Genomic DNA, 24,796 nt, shown 5'->3' with positions numbered 1-24,796 from the left:
ACTTTAAACATAAAAAAGTATGTCACTCAGACTTGGAGATATTGCCCCTGATTTCGAGGCAAATACTACACAGGGACCCATCAAATTCCATGAATGGCTCGGCGATAGCTGGGGATTGTTGTTTTCTCACCCGGCGGATTTTACGCCTGTTTGTACAACGGAGCTTGGCAAAACCGCACTGTTGCAAGGAGAGTTCCAAAAACGCAATGTGAAGGTACTGGCAGTAAGTGTGGACGATCTTGACTCGCATAACCGCTGGATCCCCGATATCAATGAGGTAAATGACACAGAGGTGAATTTCCCGATCATCGCAGATGAAGGCCGGAAAGTAGCTCAGCTTTACGATATGATCCATCCGAATGCAAGCGAGAAGTCGACGGTGCGCTCAGTATTCGTGATCGGCCCTGATAAGAAAATCAAACTTACATTGACTTACCCGGCTTCTACCGGACGTAATTTCAATGAAATCCTGCGCGTGATTGACTCGTTACAGCTAACAGCCAACTACTCGGTAGCAACGCCAGCAGATTGGAAAGACGGAGAAGATGTAATTGTAGTTCCGGCCGTAAGCACCGAAGATGCCGAAAAGAAATTTACAAAAGGCCTGAATATCGTGAAACCTTATTTACGGTATACTCCGCAGCCTAATAAATAAGGGAGATGGAGGAAAGGGAGGAAGGAGGAAGGATCATCCTCCCTTTCCTCCATCTTCCCTTTCCTCCGTTTACGTTACTCTTCTTCCTGAATAACCTTCTCAGGAACAATCATTTCTTCGCCATAATAAATCATGTGGCGGGCTCCTTTGTAATAGTACCAAATGGAGGTTGCCATCGCGATGTGGCTGATATCATTATAGTTGAACCACGGGCCGAAGCTGAATTTCAATGCATGTAACCCGGCTGCGATTGCTCCCCAGAGTGTCGCGATGAAGATATTGACACTGCCAGGATCCTTGCGTTTCTTGTATACATATATCTCAATCAGGAAGAGCATCAGGAATAACCCGTAAAATGCGTGGATCTCCACAACGACAAAGTTGAGGGTTACGAATGTCAGTACAAAGAATACAGCCAGCTCCACATAATTCAACCAACCCAGGATTAGTCCGTTCCTTCTCTGCAACAGCGGCTTGATATGCCAGATTGCGGCACGCTCAAATAGTGCCACTGCGATCATACTTGCAAACCAGCCCGGAATTTTACCTCTCTGTCCGGTAAGGTACAAAAATCCGTGTCCCAGCACTCCGCCGATCGCAGTCGCGATCGCCATAAAAAGGAAGAAATACTGTATTTGTTTATACATCCGGTGCGCTCTTCCCAGTTTGTTGAGGTGGAAAAACGCGTAAATGCAAATGACCGTCATTGCGAGGCTCGATAACACAGTAGAAGGTTCCAGAATGGTAATACCGAAGACCTGGACCTGGTGGACTTTTGAAAAGTCGATTGCAACATCATTCATGAACAGAAGAGCGTTTAGTCGCGGAAAAATGGGAAGCTAATTCAGATTTCATGGCTAAAAGTAAAATACAAACGGCTAAGTAATGGCAATAACTTATCCTGAGAGCTCACTTTACCAAAATTATACCAGCTCTGCTTTGCATTCTCCAAAGTCCGCGCACCTCTTATTCTCCGTCGCAACGGCCAAAACCGGCAATTGGAAGACGAAAACAGCCCGGCTGTCTATTATCACTTTGGAAGTGCATACAATATTTTTCTTTTGTATCAGGAATTGTATTTAAGCCAGGACAGGTGAACTGACCCTCTTTTTATCAAAGTAATCAAGATCATGAAGAACACATTACCATTTATTTTTCGAAGTACCTCTTTGATTCTCCTGACCATTATTTGCCTCCAAAATGCAAACGCACAAGCTCCCGCAGCAGCTTCGCAGGACGTTGTTGAAAGTACTGCCAGAGGTAACTCTAAGATCTCCGGAATTGTACTTGATTCAACAGCGGCGAAGGGTGTGGAGTTTGCGAGCATTGCATTATTCAGTGCCGCTGAAAACAAGGCAGTCGACGGTACAACTGCGGATGAAAACGGCAAGTTTGTTATCCCGAAAGTAGCGCCGGGAAATTACAAGCTGCTGATCTCTTTCATTGGATTTAAAGAAAAAACCATTGGCAACATCAGGATAGAAAAGGGCCGGGATATCGAGCTCGGTTCCATTCAGCTTGCTTCGAGCATCCAGAATTTGCAGGAGGTGACGATCACCGGAGAGAAATCGCTGGTGGAAGAAAGAGTGGACAGGCTCGTTTTCAATGCAGAAAAGGATATTACTTCCAAAGGCGGCGACGCTGCGGATCTTTTGCGGAAGGTCCCTATGCTGTCTGTCGACCTGGACGGAAACGTGTCGCTCCGTGGGAGTTCGAATATTCGCGTCCTGATCAATAACAAACCTTCTACCATCATTGCGAGCAATGTGGCTGATGCATTGAAGCAGATCCCGGCTGATATGATCAAGACTGTGGAGGTGATCACTTCGCCTTCCGCCAAGTACGATGCTGAAGGATCGGGCGGGATCATTAATATCGTGACCAAAAAGAATAACCTGCAAGGTTTGACCCTCAATATCGATTCTGGCGTAGGTAACCGGGGTACCAACCTGGGTTTAAATGGAAGCTACCGCAAAGGTAAGATGGGCTTTACCCTGGGAGGATTTGGCCGCGCATTCTATAACAAAGCCACTTCTTTGCTTGATCAGACTACCTTTTCGAGAGAGGGCTCTTTCCTGACAAAGCAAAGTTCTGATGCCAAAGACCGCGGATTATTTGGTCAATACACACTGGGCTGGGACTATGATCTCGGTAAGAACCAGGCGCTTTCTGCGGGGCTCCGTTATGGGACACGGAATTTTATACAAAAACAAAACCTGACAATCAATCAGTTTGAGAATGACGTGCCCGACCTTACTTCGCAGCGGAAAGTGAACAGAAAGGATTTATCCGGTACAGTGGATTTCAATATCGACTATATCCGCACTTTCAAGCCTCAGCAGGAATGGAGCGTTTCGACACTTTACAGCCGCACAGGTTTGACAAATAACTTCAACACCGATCTGCTGACGGAATCCAATGCAGTAAGCAGCACCTTGAAAAATGAAAACAAGAACCACAACTCTGAATTCACATTACAGACAGATTATCAGACGCCAATTGGCAAAAATCAGCTCTTCGAGTTTGGTGCAAAAGGCATTTTCAGGACTGTCGACAGCGATTTTCGGTACTTAGCCTCTACAGAGTCCGGAGATTTTGTATTAAGTCCAACCAATCCGTCGGGTACCTTGAATTACAGCCAGAATGTAGCGGCGGGCTACTTGTCTTATACGCTGACCACCAAGAGCAAATACACTTTCAAGGCAGGGACGCGGTATGAATTTACGGGCATTACTGCCGATTTAGGTGATGCAGGCGAAGTGTCGATCCCAAACTATGGTAACCTGGTGCCCAGTATCAATGTTTCGAAAGCACTTTCGGGAAGTACTACTTTAAAAGCGGCTTATAACCGCAGGATCCAGCGCCCTGGTATTCAGCAGCTGAACCCGAACGTAAATCTTTCCAATCCGCAGAGTATCAGCACAGGCAATCCTGCATTAAGCCCCGAACTGACTGACAATTTTGAACTCGCATTGAGTACTAACATTAAGAAAACATACCTGAATGTTTCTGCATTCGCACGACAGACCAATAATTCGATCACACAGGTGAGAATGGCGGTAGATACATTGCAGGGCGCAATTGTAACTACATTTGAAAATATCGGAAAGCAGCGGGTTTATGGGATGAATGTGTATGCAAATGTTTACCTCACTCCCAAATGGACTATGAATGGAAGTCTGGATATTTTGCACACTTACCTCGAAGGACAAACCACGAATCTGGATGGAGTTTCGGAGTCGGCCAGTAACTCAGGATTCAACTACGGCGGGAGGTTAATGTCGCAAATCCAGCTTCGTCAGGGTTGGGGCTTGCAGGCTTTTGGTTTTTACCGCGGCAAAGAGATCCAGCTGCAGGGAACGCGCACCGGATTTTACATGTACTCGCTGGGTTTCAAAAAGGACCTGGCCAACAAAAAGGGTAGCATTGGTTTCGCAGCCGAGAATTTTATGACAAAAGGGGTAAGGTTCACTTCTGATCTGACTTCGCCCCAATTTAACCAGAGCGCGCAAACGCAGCTTTACAACCGTAACTTCAAGATTACATTCAATTACGCGATCGGGAAAATGAGCTTTGACGCACCTAAACGCAAGACCAAGTCAGTCAATAACACAGATGTAATAGGCGGAGGCGATCAGAAATAAGAGTAAGAATACCTTACAGAGAACCGGTGTGCAGCCTGCATACCGGTTTTTTATTTTGACACCTTCTAAAAATATAAAAGCGATTGGTTATTACGTTACTTTGACAAGATATTTTATCATTTTTGATATACAGAAGAGAGAGGAAGAGACCGGATTAACCTGCACAATATGAAATGGACCTATTTGATTCAAAGGAAATTACGGGCAATGTGCTTGCTGGCGGGTATTATGCTGGTGATCATTCTGGGTACGGTGCTGTCGCAGCATAATGTGGAGGGAATTGATCATTCTTCTGCGTCCATTTACAATGACCGCCTTATACCTGCTACCACGATTATTTATATCACGGAAAATCTATATAGCAAGCGGCTGTCGCTGGAAAATCACCTGTTCAGCAGTAGTGCCGGGCTTTCAGCAGGCGTGGAAAATCAGCTGAAAGCTTACGATAAAAGCATTGATTCGCTGCTGCGTCTTTTTGAGAAAACTTACCTGGTAGAGGAAGAAGCAAAAAGTTTAGCAGCATTCAAAGACCAAAACAACCGCTATGTGCTGCTTGAATCTAGGATTCTGGCGCTTTGCTCCGCCGGCAATGTAGATGAGGGAAAGAGGATATTTGCCCAGCAGGGTGCATTAAAGTTCAGGGAGGCGGTAACGAGCCTGAATGAATTGACTGACATTCAGTCCAATGTAGGAAAAGATCTGATGAAGGAATCCAAAAGCAATATGGCCAGTTTCGGGGTGATTACTTCGTTGCAGCTCGGGCTGGCTGTGGTAATCGGGTTGATGATTCTTGCATTGATTTACGAGTCACGCATAGTTGAAAAGCCCGTCCTGAAAGATAAAAGCCAATATTTTAACCTGAACTGATGATTAACAGAAAGGCCGGAAGAATCAAATCTGCCGGCCTTCAATTCTGTTCGGATCTTTTTTATTGCCCTACTTTACGGCCTTTCAGTGTTTCACGCTGATTTTTCACCTGCTTTAATAGATCCTTCTTCACAAATAAGCGGGCTCCATTGCCATTTTGCAGATCGAATGTGCGCTCTTTATAATCGAATTTGTTATTGGGCAAAACGTCCAGAAAGTAGTTCTGTCCGCTCAGGTTGAACTTCATTCCTTTGGTATCCTGCTGCGTATCGTCCCAGGAAACATTGATCGTCCCGCTGGCAGAGCCTAATGCAACGCCTGGCGTAAAAGGCAGTACATTGATCGTCTGAATGCTTTTTCCATTGCTCATGGTAATCTGACCTTCCGGATTCACTTTAATATCATTAGGATCCGACACTTCTCTTCTGATGTTGATCGCTTTGTCATTGAAAAACTGCACTTTTTCCAATGGTATATTGGCTGCTTCCAGATCGCGGCGTAAATCCTCTGTAAACACGGTGTAGTTGGAGAGTGGTACCGAGTTCATGGTGGTACAAGCCGAGATCGTGCCGAGGAAAAACGCACCTGCAATTACTTTCTTAATCAGATTCATGTTAAAAATTGGTGTTCGTATGGAACAGGTTTGAAATTTTAGCTGGGTTGCTTACACTCGCAATATTAAGAAAAAAGCCTCTCACATGCCAACCGTCTGCTGGCGCCCTTCTCAATGCGTAATCTGACAATGTGTCAGCCGAAGTGTGTTTTGATTGTAATTGGAACGCATATTTGATTCGGGTATTGCAAAAGCCGAAAAACAATTGTTAAAAATAAACAACTAAAAAACAGACTATGGAATCAGTGATTCAGGAAAAAGGAAATCTTAGCATCCACACCGAGAATATCTTTCCGATTATCAAAAAATTCCTTTATTCGGACCACGAAATATTTTTACGAGAATTGGTTTCCAATGCGGTCGACGCTTCCCAGAAAATTAAAAAGCTGGCTTCCTACGGCGAGTTTAATGGAGAGCTGGGCGAGTTAAAAGTCGTTGTGAAACTGGATAAAGAGGCGAAAACAATCACTATTAGCGATAATGGTATTGGTATGACAGCCGACGAAATCAAGAAGTACATTAACCAGATCGCATTCTCCGGTGCGACCGAGTTTGTTGAAAAATACAAAGACAAAGGGGAAGACGGTAAAGGCGACAAGGGTATCATCGGACACTTTGGTCTCGGGTTTTACTCGGCTTACATGGTCGCTGAAAACGTTGAGATCCTCACCAAATCATATAAAGAAGGCGCAGAGGCAGTGCGCTGGCAATGCGACGGTTCGACAGAGTTTGAACTTTCGCCGGCAGAAAAGGCAGAGCGCGGATCAGATATCATTCTGCACATTGCGCCTGATTCCGAAGAATTCCTGGACGAACATCGTCTGCGCGGAATCCTTGAAAAGTATGGCAAGTTCTTGCCGATTGAAATTGAGTTTGAAGAAAAGATAATCAACAACCCAAACCCAATCTGGACCAAAAGCCCGTCGGACCTGACAGATGAGGATTATCTTGCATTTTACAAGGAGCTTTATCCGTTCAGCGAAGATCCGCTTTTCTGGATCCATTTAAATGTTGATTATCCATTCAACCTGACCGGTGTCCTGTACTTCCCGAAATTAAGGAACGATTTCCAGGGACAGCGCGAGAAAATCCAGCTTTATAGTCGCCAGGTATTCATTACCGACGAAGTTAAAGACATCGTTCCTGACTTCCTGCAACTGCTGCACGGCGTGATTGACTCTCCGGATATTCCTCTGAACGTATCCAGAAGCTACCTGCAAGCCGACGGTAATGTGAAAAAAATCAATGGATACATTACCCGGAAAGTGGCAGATAAGCTCTTGGAAATCTTCAAAAATGACCGCGAGGGATTTGAGAAGAAGTTTGACGATATCGGTTTGTTTGTGAAATACGGAATTATCAGCGATGATAAGTTCTACGAAAAAGCCAAAGACTTCTGTCTCGTAAAAAATACAGATGGTAAATTCTTCACTTTTGAAGAGTACCGCCAGCACGTAGGTGAAAACCAGACTGACAAGCATGAAAATCAAATCTGGCTTTATACCACTGACGAGAAGAAGCAGGATGCATTTATCCAATCTGCCAAAAAACGCAGCTACGACGTCCTTGCGTTAACCAGCGTAATCGACTCGCATTTTATAAATACATTGGAGCAAAAGCTTGAAAAGGTAAATGTAAAGCGCGTTGATGCGGATACACTTGACAAGCTGGTTGAAAAAGATGTGAAGCTGGAAAGCATTCTTTCAACGGACGATCAGGATAAGGTGAAAAAGATTTTTGAGGAAGTTACCGGCAGCAAAACTGCCAATGTGCAGGTTGAAGCAATGCCGGTGGACGAGCTGCCCGTGGTTATCACGTTTCCGGAATTCATGCGCCGCATGACAGATATGCAGGCCAGCTCAGGTCAGCGCTCTATGTTCGGAGATATGCCTCTAATGTACACGGTTTCACTAAACTCCAACCATCCGATTATTGGACGTATCCTGCAAACAGAAGATGAAACTGCTCAAAAAGCATTGGCGAAGCAGGTTTATGACCTGGCATTGCTGTCGCAGGGAATGCTTTCAGGAAATGATCTGACACAATTCATTCAACGCACAGTTACGACGCTTTAATGCATAAAGTGCAGTTGTTATATAAAAGTAAAAACCCGCTGGAAGGCGGGTTTTTTATGCTCAAAAATCAAGCAATGCTGTTATGAAGGTTTGCCAGTCATCAGGCTTGCTTTTAGCTGAGCCAGTTCTTCCCATTTCTGATCCCGGGCAAGCTCTGCCTGTTTTGGCCAGGAAGAAGGATTTTGGATCTGAAATCTCGGTCCTGCTTTTTTGAGGATACCTGCCATTCTGATCACCGAAGCTTCGGCCAGCTGCTCATAAGTGTATATGCCTTCTTTGTTTAATAATTCCTCGATCTTAGGGCCGATGCCGTCAATTATTTTGAGATTTTCCGGCTCATTGTTCGGGCTGGTTGTCGGATAAACAGTTTTGGTAGCGCTTGTTGCGATAGGCTGGTTGGTATTATACGTCATGGAATATGGAATCGGCGGGTAAAAGGTTTCTTCATTCAGGTAAAGAGCAGGAATGAAAAAAGCCTGAACGTTTAAGTCCAGGCTTTCTCTTCATTATCGGTTCATAGAAATAAGGAACTCTTCGTTGTTCCGCGTCCCTTTCATGTGTTCGAGCAGGAAGTCCATTGACTCCATTGCATTCATATCCGACATGTGTTTACGCAGGATCCACACTTTCTTCAATGTTTCCTTGTCAAGCAGCAGATCTTCGCGACGCGTACCGGAAGCCATCACATCGATAGCAGGGAACACGCGCTTGTTGGAAAGTTTGCGGTCCAGTTGCAATTCCATGTTACCGGTACCTTTAAACTCTTCGAAAATAACTTCGTCCATTTTAGAACCTGTATCGATCAACGCCGTAGCAATGATAGTCAGAGAGCCGCCATTCTCAACATTTCTTGCCGCTCCAAAAAACCTTTTAGGCTTGTGCAATGCATTTGCATCCACACCACCCGAAAGAATTTTACCGGAAGAAGGTACCACTGTGTTGTAAGCACGTGCGAGACGCGTAATAGAATCCAGCAAAATCACGACGTCGTGACCGCATTCTACCATTCTTTTTGCCTTTTCCAAAACAATGCTCGCCACTTTCACGTGACGGTCCGCTTGCTCATCGAATGTAGACGCAATTACTTCGGCACGTACGCTGCGTTGCATATCGGTAACTTCCTCTGGACGTTCGTCGATCAGCAGGATCAGCAGGAACACCTCGGGGTGGTTACGTGTGATTGCATTCGCTATTTCCTTTAATAAAACTGTTTTACCAGTCTTCGGCTGCGCCACGATCATCCCACGCTGTCCTTTTCCGATTGGTGCAAAAAGATCAAGGATACGCGTTGAATATTGATCAGGACGAGAGCTGAGTTTCAGACATTCGTCAGGAAACAATGGGGTCAGGTATTCAAAAGGAATACGGTCCCTGATTTCTTCGGTTGTTTTACCATTTACAGTCTCAACACGAAGCAGGGCGAAATATTTCTCGCCTTCTTTCGGTGGACGGATTTGACCTTTAACAGTATCTCCCGTTTTCAGACCAAAAAGTTTGATTTGAGAAGGGGATACATATATATCGTCGGGACTAGCAAGGTAGTTGTAGTCCGCAGATCTCAGAAAACCATATCCGCCGTCCTGCATAATTTCGAGGACACCTTCATTGATAATCAATCCGTCGAACTCCCGGACGTAGTTGTTGTAGTTGCGTTTAATTTTTGATGAAGGATCTTCACGCTGCTGTTGTGGCTGTGCCTGGCGCTCTCCTCCTTCATGCTGCTGTTTTGCAGGCTTTTCTTCTCTGGCAGGGGCATTTCCGTTGTCTTGAATCGCTACTGCGGGTTCATCCTGCGTTTCTGTATGAGATACTTGTTCTGTCTCAACCGGAGCAGTAATTTCTTCCCTGCCGAGATCATTCAGTGTGTCGTTATCTTCGTCTGCTTCGTCAGCAATGTCAATATTTTTCGGAAGTTCATCGAACATGGCCTGGGCTTGCGGCTTCGGGCTATCGAAAAGTGGAGCTGCCGATTTGCCGGCATTCTCTTTCTTGCCTTTTGAGCGGTTACCACCCTGTTTTACAGCTACGGGCACAGGCTCAGCCGGGCGACGTGCGCGTTTTTTCTTTGGCTCGTCATCACCTTCTTCAGCCACAACTTCGGAAACTACGGGCTGAGCAGCAGCACTTCCATTTCCCTGGTTGGCGAGAATGCGGTTAATTAATTCTTTTTTCGAGAGTTTAGTATGATCAGGTATTCCGAGAGAACCTGCTATTTCTTTAAGCTCCGAGAGAAGCTTAATGTTTAATTCATCAATTGTAGGCATAAAGAGAATGGAAAGTAAAGTAAGACTTTACCGATGGGATAATAAGTTGTGAATGTTATTGATATAAAATTTGGGCCCGACCCAAAGCCGTGTGATGGTCATTGATATTGAAATAAAAATTTATCGAAGAAGCGGGAATCATTGACCTTACTAGCTGAAAAACTTGAATGGATCAATGGTGAATTTCTGCAACTTGATACAATGGAAGTATTGACAATAAATCGGCAAGATTTTTTAAACCTAGGTAACGTTGGGAACGGAGCTACCGATAGATGGATTCTGGATTTATAAGTCGATACTGACTTAGATGGACGAAGGTGCAAAATTTGTTTTGTATTTCCAAACTAATGTAGTTAAAAATCTTTGTTGTTCCCCATTTGCCAGAAAATGACCGTTTTAACTTTATTTAAGATGCCAGTTTCTCTCGTTTGTTTGCCTGTACCTCATAAAATCGGGATATTTGTTGCGGTTCAATTACGGACCAGGTTTTCCGATTAACATGAATATTGTCATTGATTCCGGCAACACTTATTCCAAAATTGGCTGGTTCCAGGGGGAAAAACTATTACGCTATACGACGGGGTTGAATTTTGAAGAATTAGTTAGGGCTGTTCGGCGGGATAGTCCGAATTACATTCTCTTTTCCTCGGTCAGCTACACTGAGGAAGAGTTCAGAAAAGCACTTCAGTTGCCCATTTCAGTGATGGCACTTACTCCCCAGTTGCCTCTGCCGATCACGAAGGTTTATGATACGCCGGAAACACTCGGCGCGGACCGGATCGCTGCCTCTGCAGGTGCGAATGCATTATTTCCGGACGAAGATTTGCTGGTTATAGATATGGGAACGTGCATTACCTATGATCTTATCGATCAAAATGCAGCTTTTCAGGGCGGGTTGATTTCTCCCGGCGTAAGAATGCGATTCAAGGCGATGAATTCGTTTACCAAAAGACTTCCCCTGATCGATCCGGAAAAAGACCCGCAGCTCATTGGCAAAAGTACCAGAAATGCCATGTTGAGCGGGGTCATGAATGGAGTGCTTGCAGAAATTGAAGGAATAATTAGAAGGTACCGACACAAATTCCCGGCATTGCGCGTAGTTATGTGTGGCGGAGATGTTACTTTTTTTGAAAGTAGCCTGAAACCGCCCATCTTTGCGGTGCCGGAACTGGTTTTAATAGGCTTGAACAGAATTCTAACTTATAATGTCTCAATACAATAAAGTATTACTACTTACATTAACAATAACACTGGGGTGGAGTTGTGCAAATCTCAAAGCACAAGGTCTTGGCAACTCGCCTTATTCTTCACTCGGGATAGGGGAGTTCTACGGCGAGGCATACTCCGATAACTCGGGAATGGGACAATCAGGGGTAAGTACTGCAAGTGGCTTCCAGATCAACAACCTTAACCCGGCACTCTGGGTTCGAAACCGTTTTACAACATTGGATGTGGGCCTTGTTACACAATACAAGGATATTACGGCAGGGTCTGACAAGCAAACCAACTTTGGCGCAAACCTTGCTTATCTTTCACTCTCATTTCCTGTAAAACCACGGTGGGTGATCGGAGTTAATCTAAAACCTTACAGCTTTATTGATTATGAAAATAAGGCTACCAGGCCAGTGGTAGGAACGGATTCAGAGGCGGAGTATTCAACGTCTGGAAAAGGTGGTATAAACAAGGCTTCTATCACAAATTCGGTTCAGATCAATAAGTATATCAGTGTTGGGCTGGAAAGCAGCTACCTTTTTGGCAATGCCAGGAAATCCTCAGAAGTTTTTCTTAGAAGGCCTGGTGAAAATCCTGCAAACAATTACCTGGTTAGTTTGAATCAAAGGACAACTTATTCCGACATAGCTTTCAGAGCAGGAGCAGCAGTAAGGATCCCCATTAAAAAAGAAAATAAGCTGAATCTTAACCTGGGAGGTGCATATAGTTTTAGCACCAGCCTCAATTCTGAAAATACAACGACGTTCGAGCTGACCCAGGATTCTTTCCCGGTTACACTGCCTGATACACTTGAAAATAACATTTCGGGTAGCCTAACCATTCCTGAACAATACCAGGTTGGTGCTAGTCTCGAATGGCCTTTCAAGCTGATCCTTTCAGCAGATTACAGTCGCCAGTCCTGGTCGCAGTACCGTAATTTCGCCAATGTAAGCGAATCACTCAGGGATGTTAACCGCATTCACCTTGGTGCTGAGTACCTGCCACGATTTACTTCTCTTAACTACTTTAACCTGGTAAGATACCGCCTTGGGTTCAGCTATGGTAATACGCCATACGTAGTGGCCGGGCAGAATGTAAACGATGCAAACATCAGTCTCGGATTTACATTCCCGATGGGCCGCGGCTATCAGAACTTCCTTTCGGTTTCTTTAATCGGAGGACAAAGAGGGAATTCGGGGGTGGGACAGATCAAGGAGCGCTATGCCCGTGCTGTTCTTGGCATTACGTTGTTGGAAAGGTGGTTCATCAAACAGAAACTAGATTAATCATGTCATGAAAGCCGTCATTTTCATTTGGAACATAATTACGGCAGGTAAGCTCATTCTTCCTTTTTGTATTGTAAGCCTACTGGGAATACTGCTTTCATCTTGCGAAGACAAGAAGAATAAGGTTGGCGCATTGTATACCGGACCTGTCGAAGTTATCAATGAGGTACAGGTAAAATACAGTGAGCAGGGAAAAATCAAAGTGCTGATGAAAACACCCAGATCCCAGCGCTTCCAAAATGACAACCAGATCTTTCCGGATACAATCAACATCAGTTTTTACGATACGCTGGGCCAGGTTGTTACCCGTCTGCGCTCGGATTCCGGCAGATACGATAAATCCTCAGATGTTTACATTGTGAAAGGGAATGTGCGGGTTGTAAAATCCGAGACGCAGGAGATTATGACCACATCTGAGCTTAGCTGGAGTCCGCGGACCAGGAAAGTGTTCACAGATAAGCCACTTGCGGTTCGTAACAATCGTACTTCGGAGGTAACCAATGCGATCGGGATGGATGCAGAGCAGGATTTTACCCGGATCAAGTTCAGAAAGGCAACCGGAATTTATAAGTTCAGCGGACCTTAGCGGGTTTTGCAATTTGCAAGTGCCTGCTCTACAAAGGTTATCGGGGTGTAAACACTATCTTTCCCCCACTTTACAGACACAAAGGTTACTATTTCAGCTATTTCGATATCTGTAAGTTTCGGATTTCCCGGCATTGGCCGGTTGAATTCCTTCCCATTTACCAGGATAGTACCTTCCATTCCATTTCTAATAACACAGGAAACGAAAGCTTTATCTTTAAGCAAATCAGAGCCTTTGATGGGTGGATAGAGATTAGATAATCCTTCGCCGGTGTTCTGGTGGCAGTTTGAGCAATGCGTCGTATACAATTGCATTCCTTCTACGAAATACTGCTCCGTTTTAAGTTCTTCCTCGTTCTTACACGATATGAAGGCAATGCAGCAAAACAGGAATGCAATCCGGATCATGGAGGATATTCTCAAAGCAGTATTAACTTTCGTACTCTTTCAATAGCTTCTTCATATCCCGGATAAGGCGTTCTGCTCCTTCATCAGTTGTACCATCGTACATTCCTCTAACATGCTTCTCCTTGTCGATCAGGATAAATGCGCCACTGTGCAGGAAACCGCCCGCTGAGCCACTGTCGGTCTCAACTGTAACCATGTAGTTCGTTTGTCCGATCTTGAAGATCTTCTCCTTTTCACCTGTCAAGAACTGCCACTGATTTCCTTCAACGCCTAAATCCTTCGCATATTTATTAAGTACCTCTGGCGTGTCGTGTTCAGGATCGATGGAATGGGAGAGGATCATTACATCCTTATTTCCTTTGTATTCGTTGTAGACCTTGATCATCTGCCGCTTCATTACCGGACAGATAGTAGGGCAGGTAGTAAAGAAAAAATCAGCGACATAAATTTTGTTCTCGACTGCTTTCTCCGTGATGGTTTCTCCATTTTGGTTTACAAAAGAAAATGGCGGGATTACATTGTAGATCGTATCCACCACCTCTTTTCCATTCACCGTCTTTGTTGTCCAGTCGCGCTCACCGAGTATGGGGAGTTTATCATTGTTGTTACAGGATGACAATGCAACACAAAAAAGTAATAGGGAGGCGCAAGCGTTGAGTAGATAACTTTTATTAAACTTCATAAAATCTTTACTGTAAGAATATTGCGGCTTCCTGCATTGATCTCAGGGTGAGCTGTTTCACCTGCAGGATTTTGTCTCTTTCACTTTCAAAATAGGTAACAGCCTGTTCCGGTTTCAGCTTTTTAGCCGAATCGCCTCTGTACTCGTGCATCCAGTCCATCATCAGCTTATCAGATTCATTCAATTTCTGGTTGAGATCCACTGCCTTGATGCGCTGTTCCGCCATTGTATTGCTGCTCACGCCCACATTACTCAGGCTATCAATCTCCTGGATTTTCTTTGACAACCTGGATTTCAACAGCATAATGCTATCCATTTTAGGCATTACTTCATCGTGGATAGCCAACACCTCATTTTCAAGTGTGGCTACTTTGTCTTCTTCTTTCTTTGTGCAGCCGGCTATAAGGCTGATCAGGATTGTTAATGCAAAAACTTGTTTCATGAAGGGAGTAAGTTTTACGTGGTAATTAAATGGACTTTTAACCTTTTAAAATCAACTCCCGTGCATTGAGCAAAACAGCCTCGGAAGGGTTGTGCCCACCGATCATCTGCGCGATTTCCTGCACCCGCTCATCAATGGACAACTTCTTGATTTTGCTCACCGTCCGATCCGATGAATGGTCTTTATAAACAAAGTAATGCGCATCGCCGCTGCTGGCAATCTGATGCAAGTGGGTAATTGCGATGATCTGATGTTTTTCGGCCATATTCTGCATCATTTTGCCCATTTGCTTGGCTATTTCGCCAGAGACGCCGGTGTCAATTTCGTCAAAGATAATGGTAGGAAGCTTGCGTTTATCGGCAAGTATGTATTTAATTACCATCATAAGGCGGGAGAATTCACCGCCTGAGGCTACTTGCCTCAATTCCTGCGGAGTAATTCCTTTATTGCCGCTGAACAGGAATGTGACCGCATTCGTACCGGTAGGCGAGGGGGCAGTCTCTGCAAATTGCACCGAAAGACTTGCATTCGGAATGCCCAGTTCGGCCAGTCTTTGCAGAATAAGCTTTTCAATGGCAGGCGCCACTTTTTTCCGGCTTTCAGACAGCGCAGCCGCACTTTTCAGCATTGCTTCCCTGGCCTGGGCAGTGGCGGTCTCGGCAGCTTGCAGATCATCGTCCAGGTTTAGGACAACTGTCAGCTTGTTTTGCAGCTCTGATTCAATGGCGAGCAGCTCGTCCACTGTCGATACCTGGTGTTTTTTGAGCAGATTATAGATCAGATCCAATCTTCCCTGTACTTCCTCGCTCCGTCCTGCATCGACTTCAACAGAACTGTTAACCTGATCTATTTCATCGGCCAGGTCGCGCAACTCGATCAATGCGCTTTGCGCACGCTGCCGGAGTGTTTCGTAACCGCCGACCAGCCGTGCAGCCTGGCCCAATGCATTGATTGTATTTTTAAGAAAATCCAGTACCGAAGCCTCCGGATTATCAAGGTAGGTGTGAGCCAGCTGCAGCCGCTCCTTTATCTCAACAGCATTTTCGAGGATCGTCAGCTCTTCTTCCAGCTTCTCCTGCTCGCCAGACTTCAGGCTCGCCGTGTTGAGTTCCTGAAACAAAAACTGATCGTAATCAAACTCCTTTCTTAGCTGCCCGGCTTTTTTTTGTAGTTGGTCCAGCCTGGTAGCCGCATCCCGGAATGTTGTGTAATGCTTTGAGTAGGTTTTTAGAAGATTTGAATTAGTCGCGAAAGAATCAATCACTTGTAACTGGAAATCATTGCTACCCAGCAAAATGGAATCGTGCTGCGAATGGATATCCAGCAACTGCCCGCCAATTTTCTTTAAAGTTTCGAGATTAACGGGTGTATCGTTGATAAATGCACGTGATTTGCCAGATACAGCGATTTCGCGGCGGATTATGCATTCGTCAGTAAAATCGAGGTTTTCCTCTTCGAAATTCGGCCCAAGATCATAGCCGGCCAGGTTGAAGCTACCCTCAATCACACATTTTTCAGAAGAATCATAAAGTGATTTGACGTCCGCCCGGTTGCCAAGCAGCAAGCCTATCGCACCCAGCATGATGGATTTACCCGCGCCGGTTTCTCCTGTTATAATATTTAGGCCCTGATCCGGCGACATTTCCAGTTGCTTGATCAGCGCGTAATTTTTGATAAGTAAATTAGAAAGCATGTCTGAATATACTTATGATATTCACAATACGAAAATATAACCGGTGAGCGGCTATGAATTAATGTTCAACGCTGAATTAGCGTCGTAGACAACTTCATATAGTTCGGAAATCGCCAATGTATGCGGGTGACTTCGTGTATCTTCGATAACCAGGTTACTTTCGTTAAAGCTAGCCAGTGTGCCGAAATAAGTTTTACCATTGTTCAAAACCGCTGTAATTTCTTGATTTAAGAGCGATTGAAGTTGCGCAGGAAGCTGCGGAGATGATATGCGACCCAGTCTTTTACTCATTTTATAACGAAAGCCGCTGGTATAGTTGTGTTTTGGTAGGATCCAGGCTCACCAGTAAATTGTAAGCCTGCGCACGCTCCTCGGGCTGCGCTTCAATCAAAATTCTGAACAACTCGTCCGATTTTGCGTCAAAGAATGCATTGACGACGACACTTGCAGGTCTCAGCTGATTTACTTCCTTTATTGTTGTTAGAAATTCGAGAACTTTGGCGCGTGTCTCTGCGGGATTTTGTGTCGCCACATCCAGGCCCTGACGATAGTACTTGTACATACCCTCCCGGAACGGAGTAAACTGCTGGCTCATTAAATTTTCAATTAGCCAGTACCTGTTCCTCGAATCACCACCTGAGTCCCAACCCCGCTTATTGGGCGACGCATTACGTGCCTGGTTAACCAGGTTAAATGCTCTTTGTACGTATGGAGCTCCACCCATTCTGCTGAAAGAATCGTAATCAAAGATTAGTGCCACATTGGCGTAAAACGCCAGAATGTAGGGTAGTTCTTCCGTATAGCTGTTTTCATTAAAATAAAGCTGCGTGTTTGGCAGATAAGTAAAGGAGAAGTTCTTATCTACGTAAGTGAGCAGCACAGTTTCATAATTGGAATTATAAACCGGTCTGGAAACCACCAGCTGCGCGTTTCCTTCATAACTGCCCTGAGTTAATGAGCGCGTAAGGTTTACATTCAGCTTGCACTTGATCTTCTCTTCCTTCGCGAACTGGTCATTTGTCCACCTCGTATTATTAAGAAAATCGTTCATATAGGTTTGCAGCTGGTTCATTGACTGCGGATCCGTTTTCTGCTGCGCCACAAGCTGCTCATAGTTCAGGTTCACGGTAAACTGAAACTCCTGGGCAGAGGCATTATTTGAACAGCAACAAATCAGCAACGCTGCGAAAAACGATAAAATACCTTTCATGCTTCGCTCCATTTATCAATCACAATTTTTAAAATATCCCGGGCAACTTCCTCTTTAGATTTCAGCTCAAAGAGGCGCTTGGTACCGTTCCTTTCAATAACGGTAATTTTGTTGGTATCGTGCGCAAATCCAGCACCTGCATCATTAAGAGAATTCAAAACTATGAAGTCGAGGTTTTTGCGGGCCAGCTTTTCTGCTGCATTCTGCACTTCATTCTCGGTTTCAAGTGCAAAGCCTATCAATATTTGCCTGTCACTTTTTGCCGGACCGAGTGTTCCTGCGATGTCCTGCGTTTTAGTCAGTTCTAAAAATAGCTCAGTACCCTGCTTTTTAATCTTCTGGTCTGCGACGTATTTAGGCGTATAATCAGCTACTGCGGCTGCGAAAATGACAAGATCCTGTTGCGGAAAATGCTTTGTCGTCGCTTCCAGCATTTCGCTCGCAGTAATTACCTGAATGCGATTTACGCCAGCTATTTCTTTCATTTGAGTAGGTCCGCTCACCAGCGTAACCTGTGCTCCTGCCGCTGAGAATGCCGCCGCCAGCGCATAGCCCATTTTTCCAGATGAATGATTGCTGATGAACCGGACTGGATCAAGCGGCTCGACAGTAGGTCCCGCAGTAATCAATACCCTTTTATTTTTGGCTACCGGTTGCTGTGCAAAGTGATTGCCAAGGCGCAAAACGATCGTTTCAGGCTCGGCCATTCTTCCGTCGCCTGTAAGCCCGCTCGCTAGTTCACCGAATTCAGGTTGGATAAAAATGTTCCCGAATGCGGATAGCGAGCTAATATTTTGCTTTGTTGACGGATGGTGAAACATATCCAGGTCCATTGCTGGCGCGAAAAACACGGGGCAGCGGGCTGAAAGGTAAACAGCAGTGAGGAGGTCGTCGCAATTTCCGGTTGCGCATTTCGATAGTGTTCGTGCAGTAGCAGGAGCAATGATTATCGCATCCGCCCAAAGTGCGAGGTCGACGTGGTTGTTCCATTCACTGCCATCGCCGCCTGTGAAAGCGCTGTAAACCGGATTTTTGGAAAGAACCGAAAGCGTGAGTGGGGTAATGAATTCCGTGGCAGCTTTTGTCATAACTACCTGAACTGCCGCTCCGGCTTTCACCAGAAGTCTGACCAGCAAAGCTGATTTATAGGAGGCGATGCTGCCCGAAACGCCAACCAGGATCTTTTTGTCTTTGAGGTTCAAAGGCTAAGAAGTTAAAATCGGAATAGAGATCAGGCTTCTGCAAACCATTGCAGAAGTTTCCGCAAGGTATAAAATAAGAAACCAGCCACAATCTATATTGGGGCTGGCTTCTCAGTGTCAATGCTTGTTATTCTTCGTCGGAGCTGGTACGGTAGCTGCTGTAAGTTTTGCCTTCAATAAACTCATCGATTGCAATACTTCCGGCCTTCGGCATACGCTCGTAGAACTTAGAAATCTCTATCTGCTCTCTGTTTTCGAAAACTTCTTCCAGATTGTCTACACCTGAAGCAAACTCGGCAAGCTTATTGTTAAGCTCTTCTTTCATTTTGCTTGAAATCTGGCGCGCCCGCTTTGAAATAACGGATACGGATTCGTACAGGTTACCGGTAACGTCAGCTATTTTATCAGTATCCCGTGTAATGATCGATGGATTAGTTGCCATTGTCTTATATAGTTTGAAAAATTCTAAATCTGTTAATGTATTCTACTGTCCTTTTGGTTCCGCAATTGCAGGAGTGGTAACCCTGGTCGGTGCATTTGAAGGCTCTGGCTGTGTTTCTTTCAGTTTCTGTCTTTCTTGTTCGAGCTTTGCGATTACTTCGATTTGCTTCTGACTGTCATCAAACATCTTCTCAGCATCGCGATTATATCTGCCGGTCGGATACTTGTCGATCAATTCCTGGTAAAACTTCACAACATCCTGATAACGTTCCCTTTGTTTATCAATAAAGCTGTTTGTGGCAAGATTATATTGCGATTCTACCTTCAGGAATGCTAGCTCTTCATTGTATCGGGAATCGGGAAAATCCCTTTTGAAGTTATCAATCGAGATTACCGCCGATTTAAGAGAAACAATATTGAAGTCACTGATTTTGTAATACAACTTCGCACGCTCATAGGCTTTTCGTTCGAGCTTTGAGCGCAGTTCAAGAATGTACTTGGTACATTCATCCCGGAACTCGCTTTCAGGATAAGTGTTGATAAAATCCTGCATGGCCGAAATCGCAGTATGCGTGCTGGCTTGATCCAGGTTGTAAGGCGATGAGTCCTTGTATAGCGAAAATGCGTGCATATAATACGCTTCTTGCGCATAGTCGCTGCGTGCGTAAGTATCGTAGAATTTCTTAAAAAGAAATTGAGCGGTATTATATTGATTCTGGTGGTACTGCGAATACGCGTAGTAAAACTGAGCGAGCTCAGACTCTGTACTACCTTTCAGCAGAGGGATCAGCTCTTCAAAAAGGAGTCCCGATCTGTAGAAATCCCCTTTTTTGTAGTACGCCATTGCTGCATCGTATTTCTCCTGGTCAGTACCTGTTTTCTGTAATCGAGAGAATTTGCTACAAGAAGTAGTGAGAAGCAGAATTGAAATGAAAAGCAAGAAATAGCTTGCCGGACTGTTTTTTCGCATATTGGCTGCAAAGGTAATAAAAAAAGCTACACCATTCATAACGAAAGCGTAGCTGATCTAGTGTTAATTAGTAACCTATTGCTGATGGCGAACAAGCATTTTTTTAGTGGCTACTTTCTTTCCATCAACAGACAGTTGGTAAAAGTACAAGCCGGTTGGCATGTCTCTAGTATTTACCCGAAGCTTTCTGTCATTTTTGTTTAATGTAAACTGATCCATCTGCGATCCTAAGACGTTGTAGAAGATCAATTTAGCCTCCCTTACCGAAGGCGAAATAGTGAAATCAAGTTCTGCATATTCGCTGGCTGGGTTGGGATAAATATTAGATACGGAAATTTTATCATTTACGTAAAGCAACTCTTCTACTTTCGCCTGTGCTTCTACCGCATTAGACTTTCTTTCACCACTTTTTTCAACCGTTTCCGAAGCGAGTAAGTTGTTGCTATCCGAATTCGTAGAACTTGAAAATAAGAAGGAAGTGTAAAAGTTGTTCAGTGCTTTTGGATTTTGTAGAGAAAGTGGCTTGTAACTGAGACCGTCCGGCATAACCGCGAACTTCAAGTTGCTGGAAGTGACTGGTTTCTTCTTTCCAACAATATTCAGTCGGCTCCCTCCGGATACTGACTGTGCATTTAGACCCTCAAAACAGAGCGCAAATGCAATCACCATATGTAAACAAAGTATATATCTTTTCATAGCTGGTATTCAGATACTTATTGACTAATTTTTTAGAATTTAGTTAAAAAGTACACTACAAAAATATAGAGAAATAATTGTATATTCAATATATATTGTGTGAACGGCTAACTTTATTTTTTTAGCGTAAAAAACCGTGCCGCACACCTCACCAACTTCTCTCTGCACTACTTTTTTATAACTCTGCCCAGGTTGTCTTCTCCCGGGTCGGCTTTTCTTTGATCCGCCAGCTGAAACCATCCAGTTGCCGCTCTGCCGGCTTGATCTTCGCCGGCGGGATCAGCTTACCGTCAGGTTTGCCGATGAATGAAATTTTCTGGACTCTATTATCTTCGAAAAGCAGGTTCATTCGTCCGCATTCAACCCTGTTGAGACCAATATTCTTTTGCTTGTCGTCCACCGCGTAATAAGCACTTTCGCCATTTCCATCCACCAAAACCTGTTTCAGTTTATTTCCCTTGTCAAAGAATGCATTAATCGTACGTCCTTTCACCTGGTTGAACTGCCGAACCAGGGTATCTTCCGTAATCACAAATGATTTCCCCTTGAGCAACATCCTGTTAATCTCATTGTTGACCAAAAACGCAGTGATCGAATCGGCTTCCATTTGGTAATATTGCTGGCTCCACAAAATCGGTTGTCGAAAAAACCGGATCACTGAGTCAGCGGTATTATAACTTATGGAATCGCATTTACCCTGAAAATCAGCTTTGTAAATAAAAACATTCTTATTTCCAATCAGCTTCCGGGTTGAATCAGCTGCGTTTTCGTACGAGTAAAGCGTATCTGCCCGGATATAAAGCGTATCGTCCGAAACCACATTCCTGACGTAAGCGTGACCAAAAATCTTCGAATAACCTTTTGATTTCCAGTAATAGCCTTCGTCACCATTCAAAACTGTTTTGTCCTTTTTGGCAACAATCACCACATTTCCTTTCCCCTGTCCGTTGTTAGTTTTCCCATCAACCACAAGCGAGTCTGCGGTAAGTGTATACGTTTCATTGTCAACAGTTGTTCTTTTATGAAAAGAAGATTGCGTCGACTCAGTATTATACTGCCCCTTGGTTCCCACCACCGTACCATCCTTATTGACAATCTTTGTAGGCCCGTTGAAATAGGACCACTTGGTGAGGGAGTTGTAAAGCAGCGTATCCGTTGTGAGCGTATATTTTTTGTTGACGAGCTTTACATTCCGGTAATAGGTAAATTCCTTTGTCGCGGTGTTGTAAAAGCCTTCTTTACTCGTCAGGACGTTCTCTTCGTCAACTGTGCGCCCCGGTTGCTTGTAATAGGCAATCCCATTCGCCATTTCGTACTCGATCTTGCGAGTCGTTAATGTGCGCTTGCTATCTTTCAAAACAGTTTTCCTGCCGCTAACAATGGCAAGTCGCGTGTTTCCGTAGTAATAGAGTGTATCTCCTGTTACGGTGACGGTATCTCCCTGCACAATTTTGACATTTCCAAAGGCCTCAATGACATTTGTACTGATATTCTGAATCGCAAGGTTACTATATAAAAGAGCACCTTTGTGCTTAAAAACACCATTGGTAACCCGTCGTGAATCAACGCCATTTGCATTGATTATTTCAAGTTCATCAGACTTCAGAATTTCAACCAGATCCTCACTGGAACCGGTGTTATTCTGGGCCAATGCATTGATGGACAGTAGACTTGATAATAAAAACAGTAAAGAAAAGAACGTTCGGTTATTGATATTGTCTTTGATATTGATGACGCGTGAAAGTTTAAAAGAGTTGCAGCCGCTGTTGTAATTTTTTTTCTTCATGTTACTGTTCTTTCCTTTACCTTTGAATTTACCGCAGTTGCTTATAATGAGGCATCCCAGGCGAAGGTTGATCTATCTGGTTGCTTCAAAAGTACATCAAATACGTTTTTGAGGTTCAACGTGGATTCTTTTTTAACTTTTATTAACCAACAAGGCTGGGACTTCAATGCGCAGCGATCCTTGCTTGCGGTGAGTGGCGGTGTGGATTCGATGGTACTTATGCATTTGTTCCACAAACACGGATTCCAGGCCGGAGTAGCGCATTGTAACTTCGGTTTGCGTGGGGAAGAATCTGATGAAGACGAGCGTTATGTACGGCAAAAAGCGTATCAATATGGTTTCGAATTTTTTGTAAAAACTTTTGACACCAAGGCTTTCGCAAAACAAAAGTCAGTTTCAACTCAGATGGCAGCAAGGGAATTGCGGTATAAATGGTTTGAAGATATCAGACAAAATGGCCAATATCAATGGGTTATAACTGCTCATCATGCCAATGATTCCCTCGAAACAGCTTTGTTGAACCTGACGCGAGGAACCGGGCTGTCTGGTCTGAAAGGTATTGCTCCGCAGGCCGGCAACATAATTCGACCATTGCTGCGAATGACGAGAGGGGAGGTACTCAGATACGCAGAAGACCATAATATTCATTGGCGCGAGGATCGATCAAATGCTTCCTTGGATTATCAGCGCAATAAGATCAGGCATGAGGTGGTGCCCGTTTTGAAAACACTAAACCCGGCGCTGGAACATACCTTCGTGACCGTTTCTGAAAGACTGCTTGCGACAGACAACTTGCTTAAAGAGTTGATGAATGCATGGAAAAGAGAAGTTGTAAAAGAGTCTGATGGATTGATCTATATTAATAAGGAGAGGCTGCTTTCTTCTAGCGAACCGTTTTTCAGGTTATCCTCACTTCTGCAGGATTATGGTTTCGCGTATAGCGCAGCAGGTTCAATACTGAAAGCTGTTGCTGATATTCCTGGCAAGATCTTCCTTTCGGCTTCACATGAGTTGTTGATCGATCGGGAATTTATAATCCTCAGGAAAAATGCACATCTCCAAACCAGTGCGGTCACGATCTCCGAAGTTGGATATTACACTTTATCAGGGAATACTTCATTATACGTAGGAGAGGCGCAAAGCTGGGATTTGGCGCAATTAAAAGACAAAAACCTTGCATTCTTCAACGCGGCGCTTGTCCAATTTCCTTTGCAGCTACGGGATTGGGCAACGGGCGATACCTTCTGTCCTTTCGGAATGGGCGGAAAGCGAAAGAAGGTAAGCGATTTACTTACTGACATGAAGCTGGATCGGTTTCAGAAGCAGCGAGTAAAAGTGCTTGTAAATGGGAACGGGGATATCATTTGGCTAGCTGGAATCAGGTCGGACGAACGCTATAAGGTTGACGCAGGCACCAGGAAGGCTATCTCCATTCACTTTTCGGATGATAGTAACAAGCAGGAAGATCAAATTTATTAAAAGATTTTCCACTCACTTATTGCGTTAAAACATTTTGTTTTTACATTTGCACCACGTTTCGGATACGCCGAAACATTTAGAGAGATGGCAGAGTGGTCGATTGCGACGGTCTTGAAAACCGTTGACTGTAACAGGTCCGGGGGTTCGAATCCCTCTCTCTCTGCAGGAATATAAAACCTCGTTTAATCATTAAACGGGGTTTCTTTTTTTATGCTCGTCAGGACATCAAAAGACTCTTGTAAGTGCCCCGTTTTTCAGACAGTCATTTGTTGTTGAATTACTTTTTTCACCAGCAACTCCTTCCACTCAAATGGGGTCAAATTGCCCAGTCCTTCGTGCGGCCGTCGCTGATTATATTCTTCGATCCACTCAGCTGTTAGTTGCCTGACCTGATCCAGGTCAAAGAACAAATATGCGTCTAATACTGCTTCCCGATACAGTCGGTTAAATCGTTCGATATAGCCGTTTTGAGTTGGCTTCCCCGGCTGTATATACCTAGTTTCAATGCCTTTCTCCTCACACCAGATTGCAAAATCTTTGGAGGTGAATTCCGGCCCATTATCGGATCGGATTGCTTTTGGGAAGC

Annotated in this window: 24 protein-coding genes and 1 tRNA gene; 9 read left to right on the top strand and 16 right to left on the bottom strand. The window is 44.4% G+C overall.

From position 1 onward, the window contains the following. Positions 1-19: 19 nt before the first annotated feature. Positions 20-655: a peroxiredoxin gene (locus tag Q369_RS0100135; RefSeq protein ID WP_031525434.1), complete on the top strand. Its 636-nt coding sequence runs from the start codon at positions 20-22 to the stop codon at positions 653-655. Positions 656-729: 74 nt separating this feature from the next. On the opposite strand, the gene Q369_RS0100130 is transcribed toward Q369_RS0100135, so the two are convergent. Continuing rightward, a complete protein-coding gene (locus Q369_RS0100130; protein ID WP_031525432.1) occupies positions 730-1,458 on the bottom strand; it encodes a DUF6962 family protein in 729 nt (242 codons plus the stop codon). A gap of 327 nt (positions 1,459-1,785) precedes the next feature. Here Q369_RS0100130 and Q369_RS0100125 point away from each other — a divergent pair, with 327 nt between their 5' ends. Then, positions 1,786-4,299 carry a TonB-dependent receptor gene (locus tag Q369_RS0100125; RefSeq protein WP_051663847.1) on the top strand — a complete coding sequence of 838 codons (2,514 nt, stop codon included), beginning with the start codon at positions 1,786-1,788 and terminating at the stop codon, positions 4,297-4,299. A 168-nt stretch (positions 4,300-4,467) separates the two neighbouring features. Beyond that, complete coding sequence (locus tag Q369_RS0100120) at positions 4,468-5,166, top strand: MCP four helix bundle domain-containing protein (RefSeq protein ID WP_031525429.1); 699 nt, start codon at positions 4,468-4,470, stop codon at positions 5,164-5,166. A gap of 61 nt (positions 5,167-5,227) precedes the next feature. On the opposite strand, the gene Q369_RS0100115 is transcribed toward Q369_RS0100120, so the two are convergent. Beyond that, positions 5,228-5,779 carry a hypothetical protein gene (locus tag Q369_RS0100115; RefSeq protein ID WP_031525427.1) on the bottom strand — a complete coding sequence of 184 codons (552 nt, stop codon included), beginning with the start codon at positions 5,777-5,779 and terminating at the stop codon, positions 5,228-5,230. A 236-nt stretch (positions 5,780-6,015) separates the two neighbouring features. Here Q369_RS0100115 and htpG point away from each other — a divergent pair, with 236 nt between their 5' ends. Further along, positions 6,016-7,854 (top strand): molecular chaperone HtpG, encoded by a 1,839-nt coding sequence (gene htpG, locus Q369_RS0100110; protein ID WP_031525426.1) that lies wholly within the window; start codon positions 6,016-6,018, stop codon positions 7,852-7,854. 80 nt (positions 7,855-7,934) lie between these two features. On the opposite strand, the gene Q369_RS27450 is transcribed toward htpG, so the two are convergent. Together Q369_RS27450 and rho are read right to left on the bottom strand one after the other, a co-directional pair. After that, positions 7,935-8,267, bottom strand: coding sequence for a helix-hairpin-helix domain-containing protein (locus Q369_RS27450; RefSeq protein ID WP_051663846.1), 333 nt, complete (start codon positions 8,265-8,267; stop codon positions 7,935-7,937). 93 nt (positions 8,268-8,360) lie between these two features. Then, entirely contained in the window at positions 8,361-10,118 is a 1,758-nt protein-coding gene (gene rho, locus Q369_RS0100095) for a transcription termination factor Rho (RefSeq protein ID WP_031525422.1), read from the bottom strand. 499 nt (positions 10,119-10,617) lie between these two features. Between rho and Q369_RS0100085 the strand changes: the two genes are divergently transcribed. From Q369_RS0100085 to lptC, 3 genes are read left to right on the top strand one after another with little or no spacing between them, the layout of a single operon-like run. Continuing rightward, positions 10,618-11,340: a type III pantothenate kinase gene (locus tag Q369_RS0100085; RefSeq protein ID WP_031525420.1), complete on the top strand. Its 723-nt coding sequence runs from the start codon at positions 10,618-10,620 to the stop codon at positions 11,338-11,340. Beyond that, entirely contained in the window at positions 11,324-12,616 is a 1,293-nt protein-coding gene (gene bamG / locus Q369_RS0100080) for a BamG family beta-barrel-assembly machinery protein (protein ID WP_229206697.1), read from the top strand. The genes Q369_RS0100085 and bamG overlap by 17 nt, the downstream gene beginning before the upstream one ends. A 7-nt stretch (positions 12,617-12,623) precedes the next feature. Further along, complete coding sequence (lptC, locus tag Q369_RS0100075) at positions 12,624-13,202, top strand: LPS export ABC transporter periplasmic protein LptC (protein ID WP_084165614.1); 579 nt, start codon at positions 12,624-12,626, stop codon at positions 13,200-13,202. On the opposite strand, the gene Q369_RS0100070 is transcribed toward lptC, so the two are convergent. The 11 genes from Q369_RS0100070 to Q369_RS0100020 all read right to left on the bottom strand — a co-directional run bounded on the left by Q369_RS0100070 (position 13,199) and on the right by Q369_RS0100020 (position 22,731). Beyond that, positions 13,199-13,624 carry a c-type cytochrome gene (locus tag Q369_RS0100070; protein ID WP_229206696.1) on the bottom strand — a complete coding sequence of 142 codons (426 nt, stop codon included), beginning with the start codon at positions 13,622-13,624 and terminating at the stop codon, positions 13,199-13,201. The genes lptC and Q369_RS0100070 overlap by 4 nt on opposite strands. A 7-nt stretch (positions 13,625-13,631) precedes the next feature. Then, on the bottom strand, positions 13,632-14,291 hold the full coding sequence (locus Q369_RS0100065; RefSeq protein ID WP_031525415.1) for an SCO family protein: 660 nt from the start codon (positions 14,289-14,291) through the stop codon (positions 13,632-13,634). Positions 14,292-14,298: 7 nt separating this feature from the next. Next, positions 14,299-14,733 carry a hypothetical protein gene (locus Q369_RS0100060; protein ID WP_031525413.1) on the bottom strand — a complete coding sequence of 145 codons (435 nt, stop codon included), beginning with the start codon at positions 14,731-14,733 and terminating at the stop codon, positions 14,299-14,301. Positions 14,734-14,770: 37 nt separating this feature from the next. Then, positions 14,771-16,426 (bottom strand): DNA repair protein RecN, encoded by a 1,656-nt coding sequence (gene recN / locus Q369_RS0100055; protein ID WP_031525412.1) that lies wholly within the window; start codon positions 16,424-16,426, stop codon positions 14,771-14,773. A gap of 51 nt (positions 16,427-16,477) precedes the next feature. Then, positions 16,478-16,717 carry an LSM domain-containing protein gene (locus tag Q369_RS0100050; protein ID WP_031525410.1) on the bottom strand — a complete coding sequence of 80 codons (240 nt, stop codon included), beginning with the start codon at positions 16,715-16,717 and terminating at the stop codon, positions 16,478-16,480. Position 16,718: 1 nt separating this feature from the next. Beyond that, on the bottom strand, positions 16,719-17,648 hold the full coding sequence (porD, locus tag Q369_RS0100045; RefSeq protein ID WP_031525408.1) for a type IX secretion system protein PorD: 930 nt from the start codon (positions 17,646-17,648) through the stop codon (positions 16,719-16,721). Beyond that, on the bottom strand, positions 17,633-18,838 hold the full coding sequence (gene coaBC / locus Q369_RS0100040) for a bifunctional phosphopantothenoylcysteine decarboxylase/phosphopantothenate--cysteine ligase CoaBC (protein ID WP_031525407.1): 1,206 nt from the start codon (positions 18,836-18,838) through the stop codon (positions 17,633-17,635). Before coaBC ends, porD begins: the two co-directional genes overlap by 16 nt. A gap of 127 nt (positions 18,839-18,965) precedes the next feature. Further along, the gene (locus Q369_RS0100035) at positions 18,966-19,280 is read right to left on the bottom strand and encodes a DNA-directed RNA polymerase subunit omega (RefSeq protein WP_031525405.1); all 315 of its coding nucleotides are present in this window, start codon (positions 19,278-19,280) and stop codon (positions 18,966-18,968) included. Positions 19,281-19,322: 42 nt separating this feature from the next. Beyond that, a complete protein-coding gene (locus tag Q369_RS0100030) occupies positions 19,323-20,249 on the bottom strand; it encodes an outer membrane protein assembly factor BamD (RefSeq protein WP_031525404.1) in 927 nt (308 codons plus the stop codon). 75 nt (positions 20,250-20,324) lie between these two features. Then, on the bottom strand, positions 20,325-20,945 hold the full coding sequence (locus tag Q369_RS0100025) for a T9SS type A sorting domain-containing protein (RefSeq protein WP_031525402.1): 621 nt from the start codon (positions 20,943-20,945) through the stop codon (positions 20,325-20,327). A 175-nt stretch (positions 20,946-21,120) separates the two neighbouring features. Further along, positions 21,121-22,731 carry an OstA-like protein gene (locus Q369_RS0100020; protein ID WP_035332774.1) on the bottom strand — a complete coding sequence of 537 codons (1,611 nt, stop codon included), beginning with the start codon at positions 22,729-22,731 and terminating at the stop codon, positions 21,121-21,123. Positions 22,732-22,851: 120 nt separating this feature from the next. On the opposite strand from Q369_RS0100020, the gene tilS reads away from it, so the two are divergent. Both tilS and Q369_RS0100010 read left to right on the top strand, forming a co-directional pair. Then, positions 22,852-24,210, top strand: a complete 1,359-nt coding sequence (gene tilS / locus Q369_RS0100015) for a tRNA lysidine(34) synthetase TilS (RefSeq protein ID WP_051663845.1) — start codon at positions 22,852-22,854, stop codon at positions 24,208-24,210. A gap of 78 nt (positions 24,211-24,288) precedes the next feature. Next, a tRNA-Ser gene (locus Q369_RS0100010) sits at positions 24,289-24,373 on the top strand. A 91-nt stretch (positions 24,374-24,464) separates the two neighbouring features. Here Q369_RS0100010 and Q369_RS0100005 read toward each other — a convergent pair. After that, positions 24,465-24,796: integrase core domain-containing protein (locus Q369_RS0100005; protein WP_031525397.1), on the bottom strand; the 332-nt coding region annotated here is incomplete at its 5' end.

Source organism: Dyadobacter crusticola DSM 16708 (assembly GCF_000701505.1).
GTDB lineage: Bacteria > Bacteroidota > Bacteroidia > Cytophagales > Spirosomataceae > Dyadobacter > Dyadobacter crusticola.
This window is presented reverse-complemented; position numbering and strand designations above follow the sequence as displayed.

Excerpts from the sequence above, each read along its gene's own strand:
- Q369_RS0100135 (WP_031525434.1), top strand. The coding sequence starts at position 20 with ATGTCACTCAGACTTGGAGATATTGCCCCTGATTTCGAGGCAAATACT.
- Q369_RS0100130 (WP_031525432.1), bottom strand. The coding sequence starts at position 1,458 with ATGAATGATGTTGCAATCGACTTTTCAAAAGTCCACCAGGTCCAGGTC.
- Q369_RS0100125 (WP_051663847.1), top strand. The coding sequence starts at position 1,786 with ATGAAGAACACATTACCATTTATTTTTCGAAGTACCTCTTTGATTCTC.
- Q369_RS0100120 (WP_031525429.1), top strand. The coding sequence starts at position 4,468 with ATGAAATGGACCTATTTGATTCAAAGGAAATTACGGGCAATGTGCTTG.
- Q369_RS0100115 (WP_031525427.1), bottom strand. The coding sequence starts at position 5,779 with ATGAATCTGATTAAGAAAGTAATTGCAGGTGCGTTTTTCCTCGGCACG.
- htpG (WP_031525426.1), top strand. The coding sequence starts at position 6,016 with ATGGAATCAGTGATTCAGGAAAAAGGAAATCTTAGCATCCACACCGAG.
- Q369_RS27450 (WP_051663846.1), bottom strand. The coding sequence starts at position 8,267 with ATGACGTATAATACCAACCAGCCTATCGCAACAAGCGCTACCAAAACT.
- rho (WP_031525422.1), bottom strand. The coding sequence starts at position 10,118 with ATGCCTACAATTGATGAATTAAACATTAAGCTTCTCTCGGAGCTTAAA.
- Q369_RS0100085 (WP_031525420.1), top strand. The coding sequence starts at position 10,618 with ATGAATATTGTCATTGATTCCGGCAACACTTATTCCAAAATTGGCTGG.
- bamG (WP_229206697.1), top strand. The coding sequence starts at position 11,324 with ATGTCTCAATACAATAAAGTATTACTACTTACATTAACAATAACACTG.
- lptC (WP_084165614.1), top strand. The coding sequence starts at position 12,624 with ATGAAAGCCGTCATTTTCATTTGGAACATAATTACGGCAGGTAAGCTC.
- Q369_RS0100065 (WP_031525415.1), bottom strand. The coding sequence starts at position 14,291 with ATGAAGTTTAATAAAAGTTATCTACTCAACGCTTGCGCCTCCCTATTA.
- Q369_RS0100060 (WP_031525413.1), bottom strand. The coding sequence starts at position 14,733 with ATGAAACAAGTTTTTGCATTAACAATCCTGATCAGCCTTATAGCCGGC.
- recN (WP_031525412.1), bottom strand. The coding sequence starts at position 16,426 with ATGCTTTCTAATTTACTTATCAAAAATTACGCGCTGATCAAGCAACTG.
- Q369_RS0100050 (WP_031525410.1), bottom strand. The coding sequence starts at position 16,717 with ATGAGTAAAAGACTGGGTCGCATATCATCTCCGCAGCTTCCTGCGCAA.
- porD (WP_031525408.1), bottom strand. The coding sequence starts at position 17,648 with ATGGAGCGAAGCATGAAAGGTATTTTATCGTTTTTCGCAGCGTTGCTG.
- Q369_RS0100035 (WP_031525405.1), bottom strand. The coding sequence starts at position 19,280 with ATGGCAACTAATCCATCGATCATTACACGGGATACTGATAAAATAGCT.
- Q369_RS0100030 (WP_031525404.1), bottom strand. The coding sequence starts at position 20,249 with ATGCGAAAAAACAGTCCGGCAAGCTATTTCTTGCTTTTCATTTCAATT.
- Q369_RS0100025 (WP_031525402.1), bottom strand. The coding sequence starts at position 20,945 with ATGAAAAGATATATACTTTGTTTACATATGGTGATTGCATTTGCGCTC.
- Q369_RS0100020 (WP_035332774.1), bottom strand. The coding sequence starts at position 22,731 with ATGAAGAAAAAAAATTACAACAGCGGCTGCAACTCTTTTAAACTTTCA.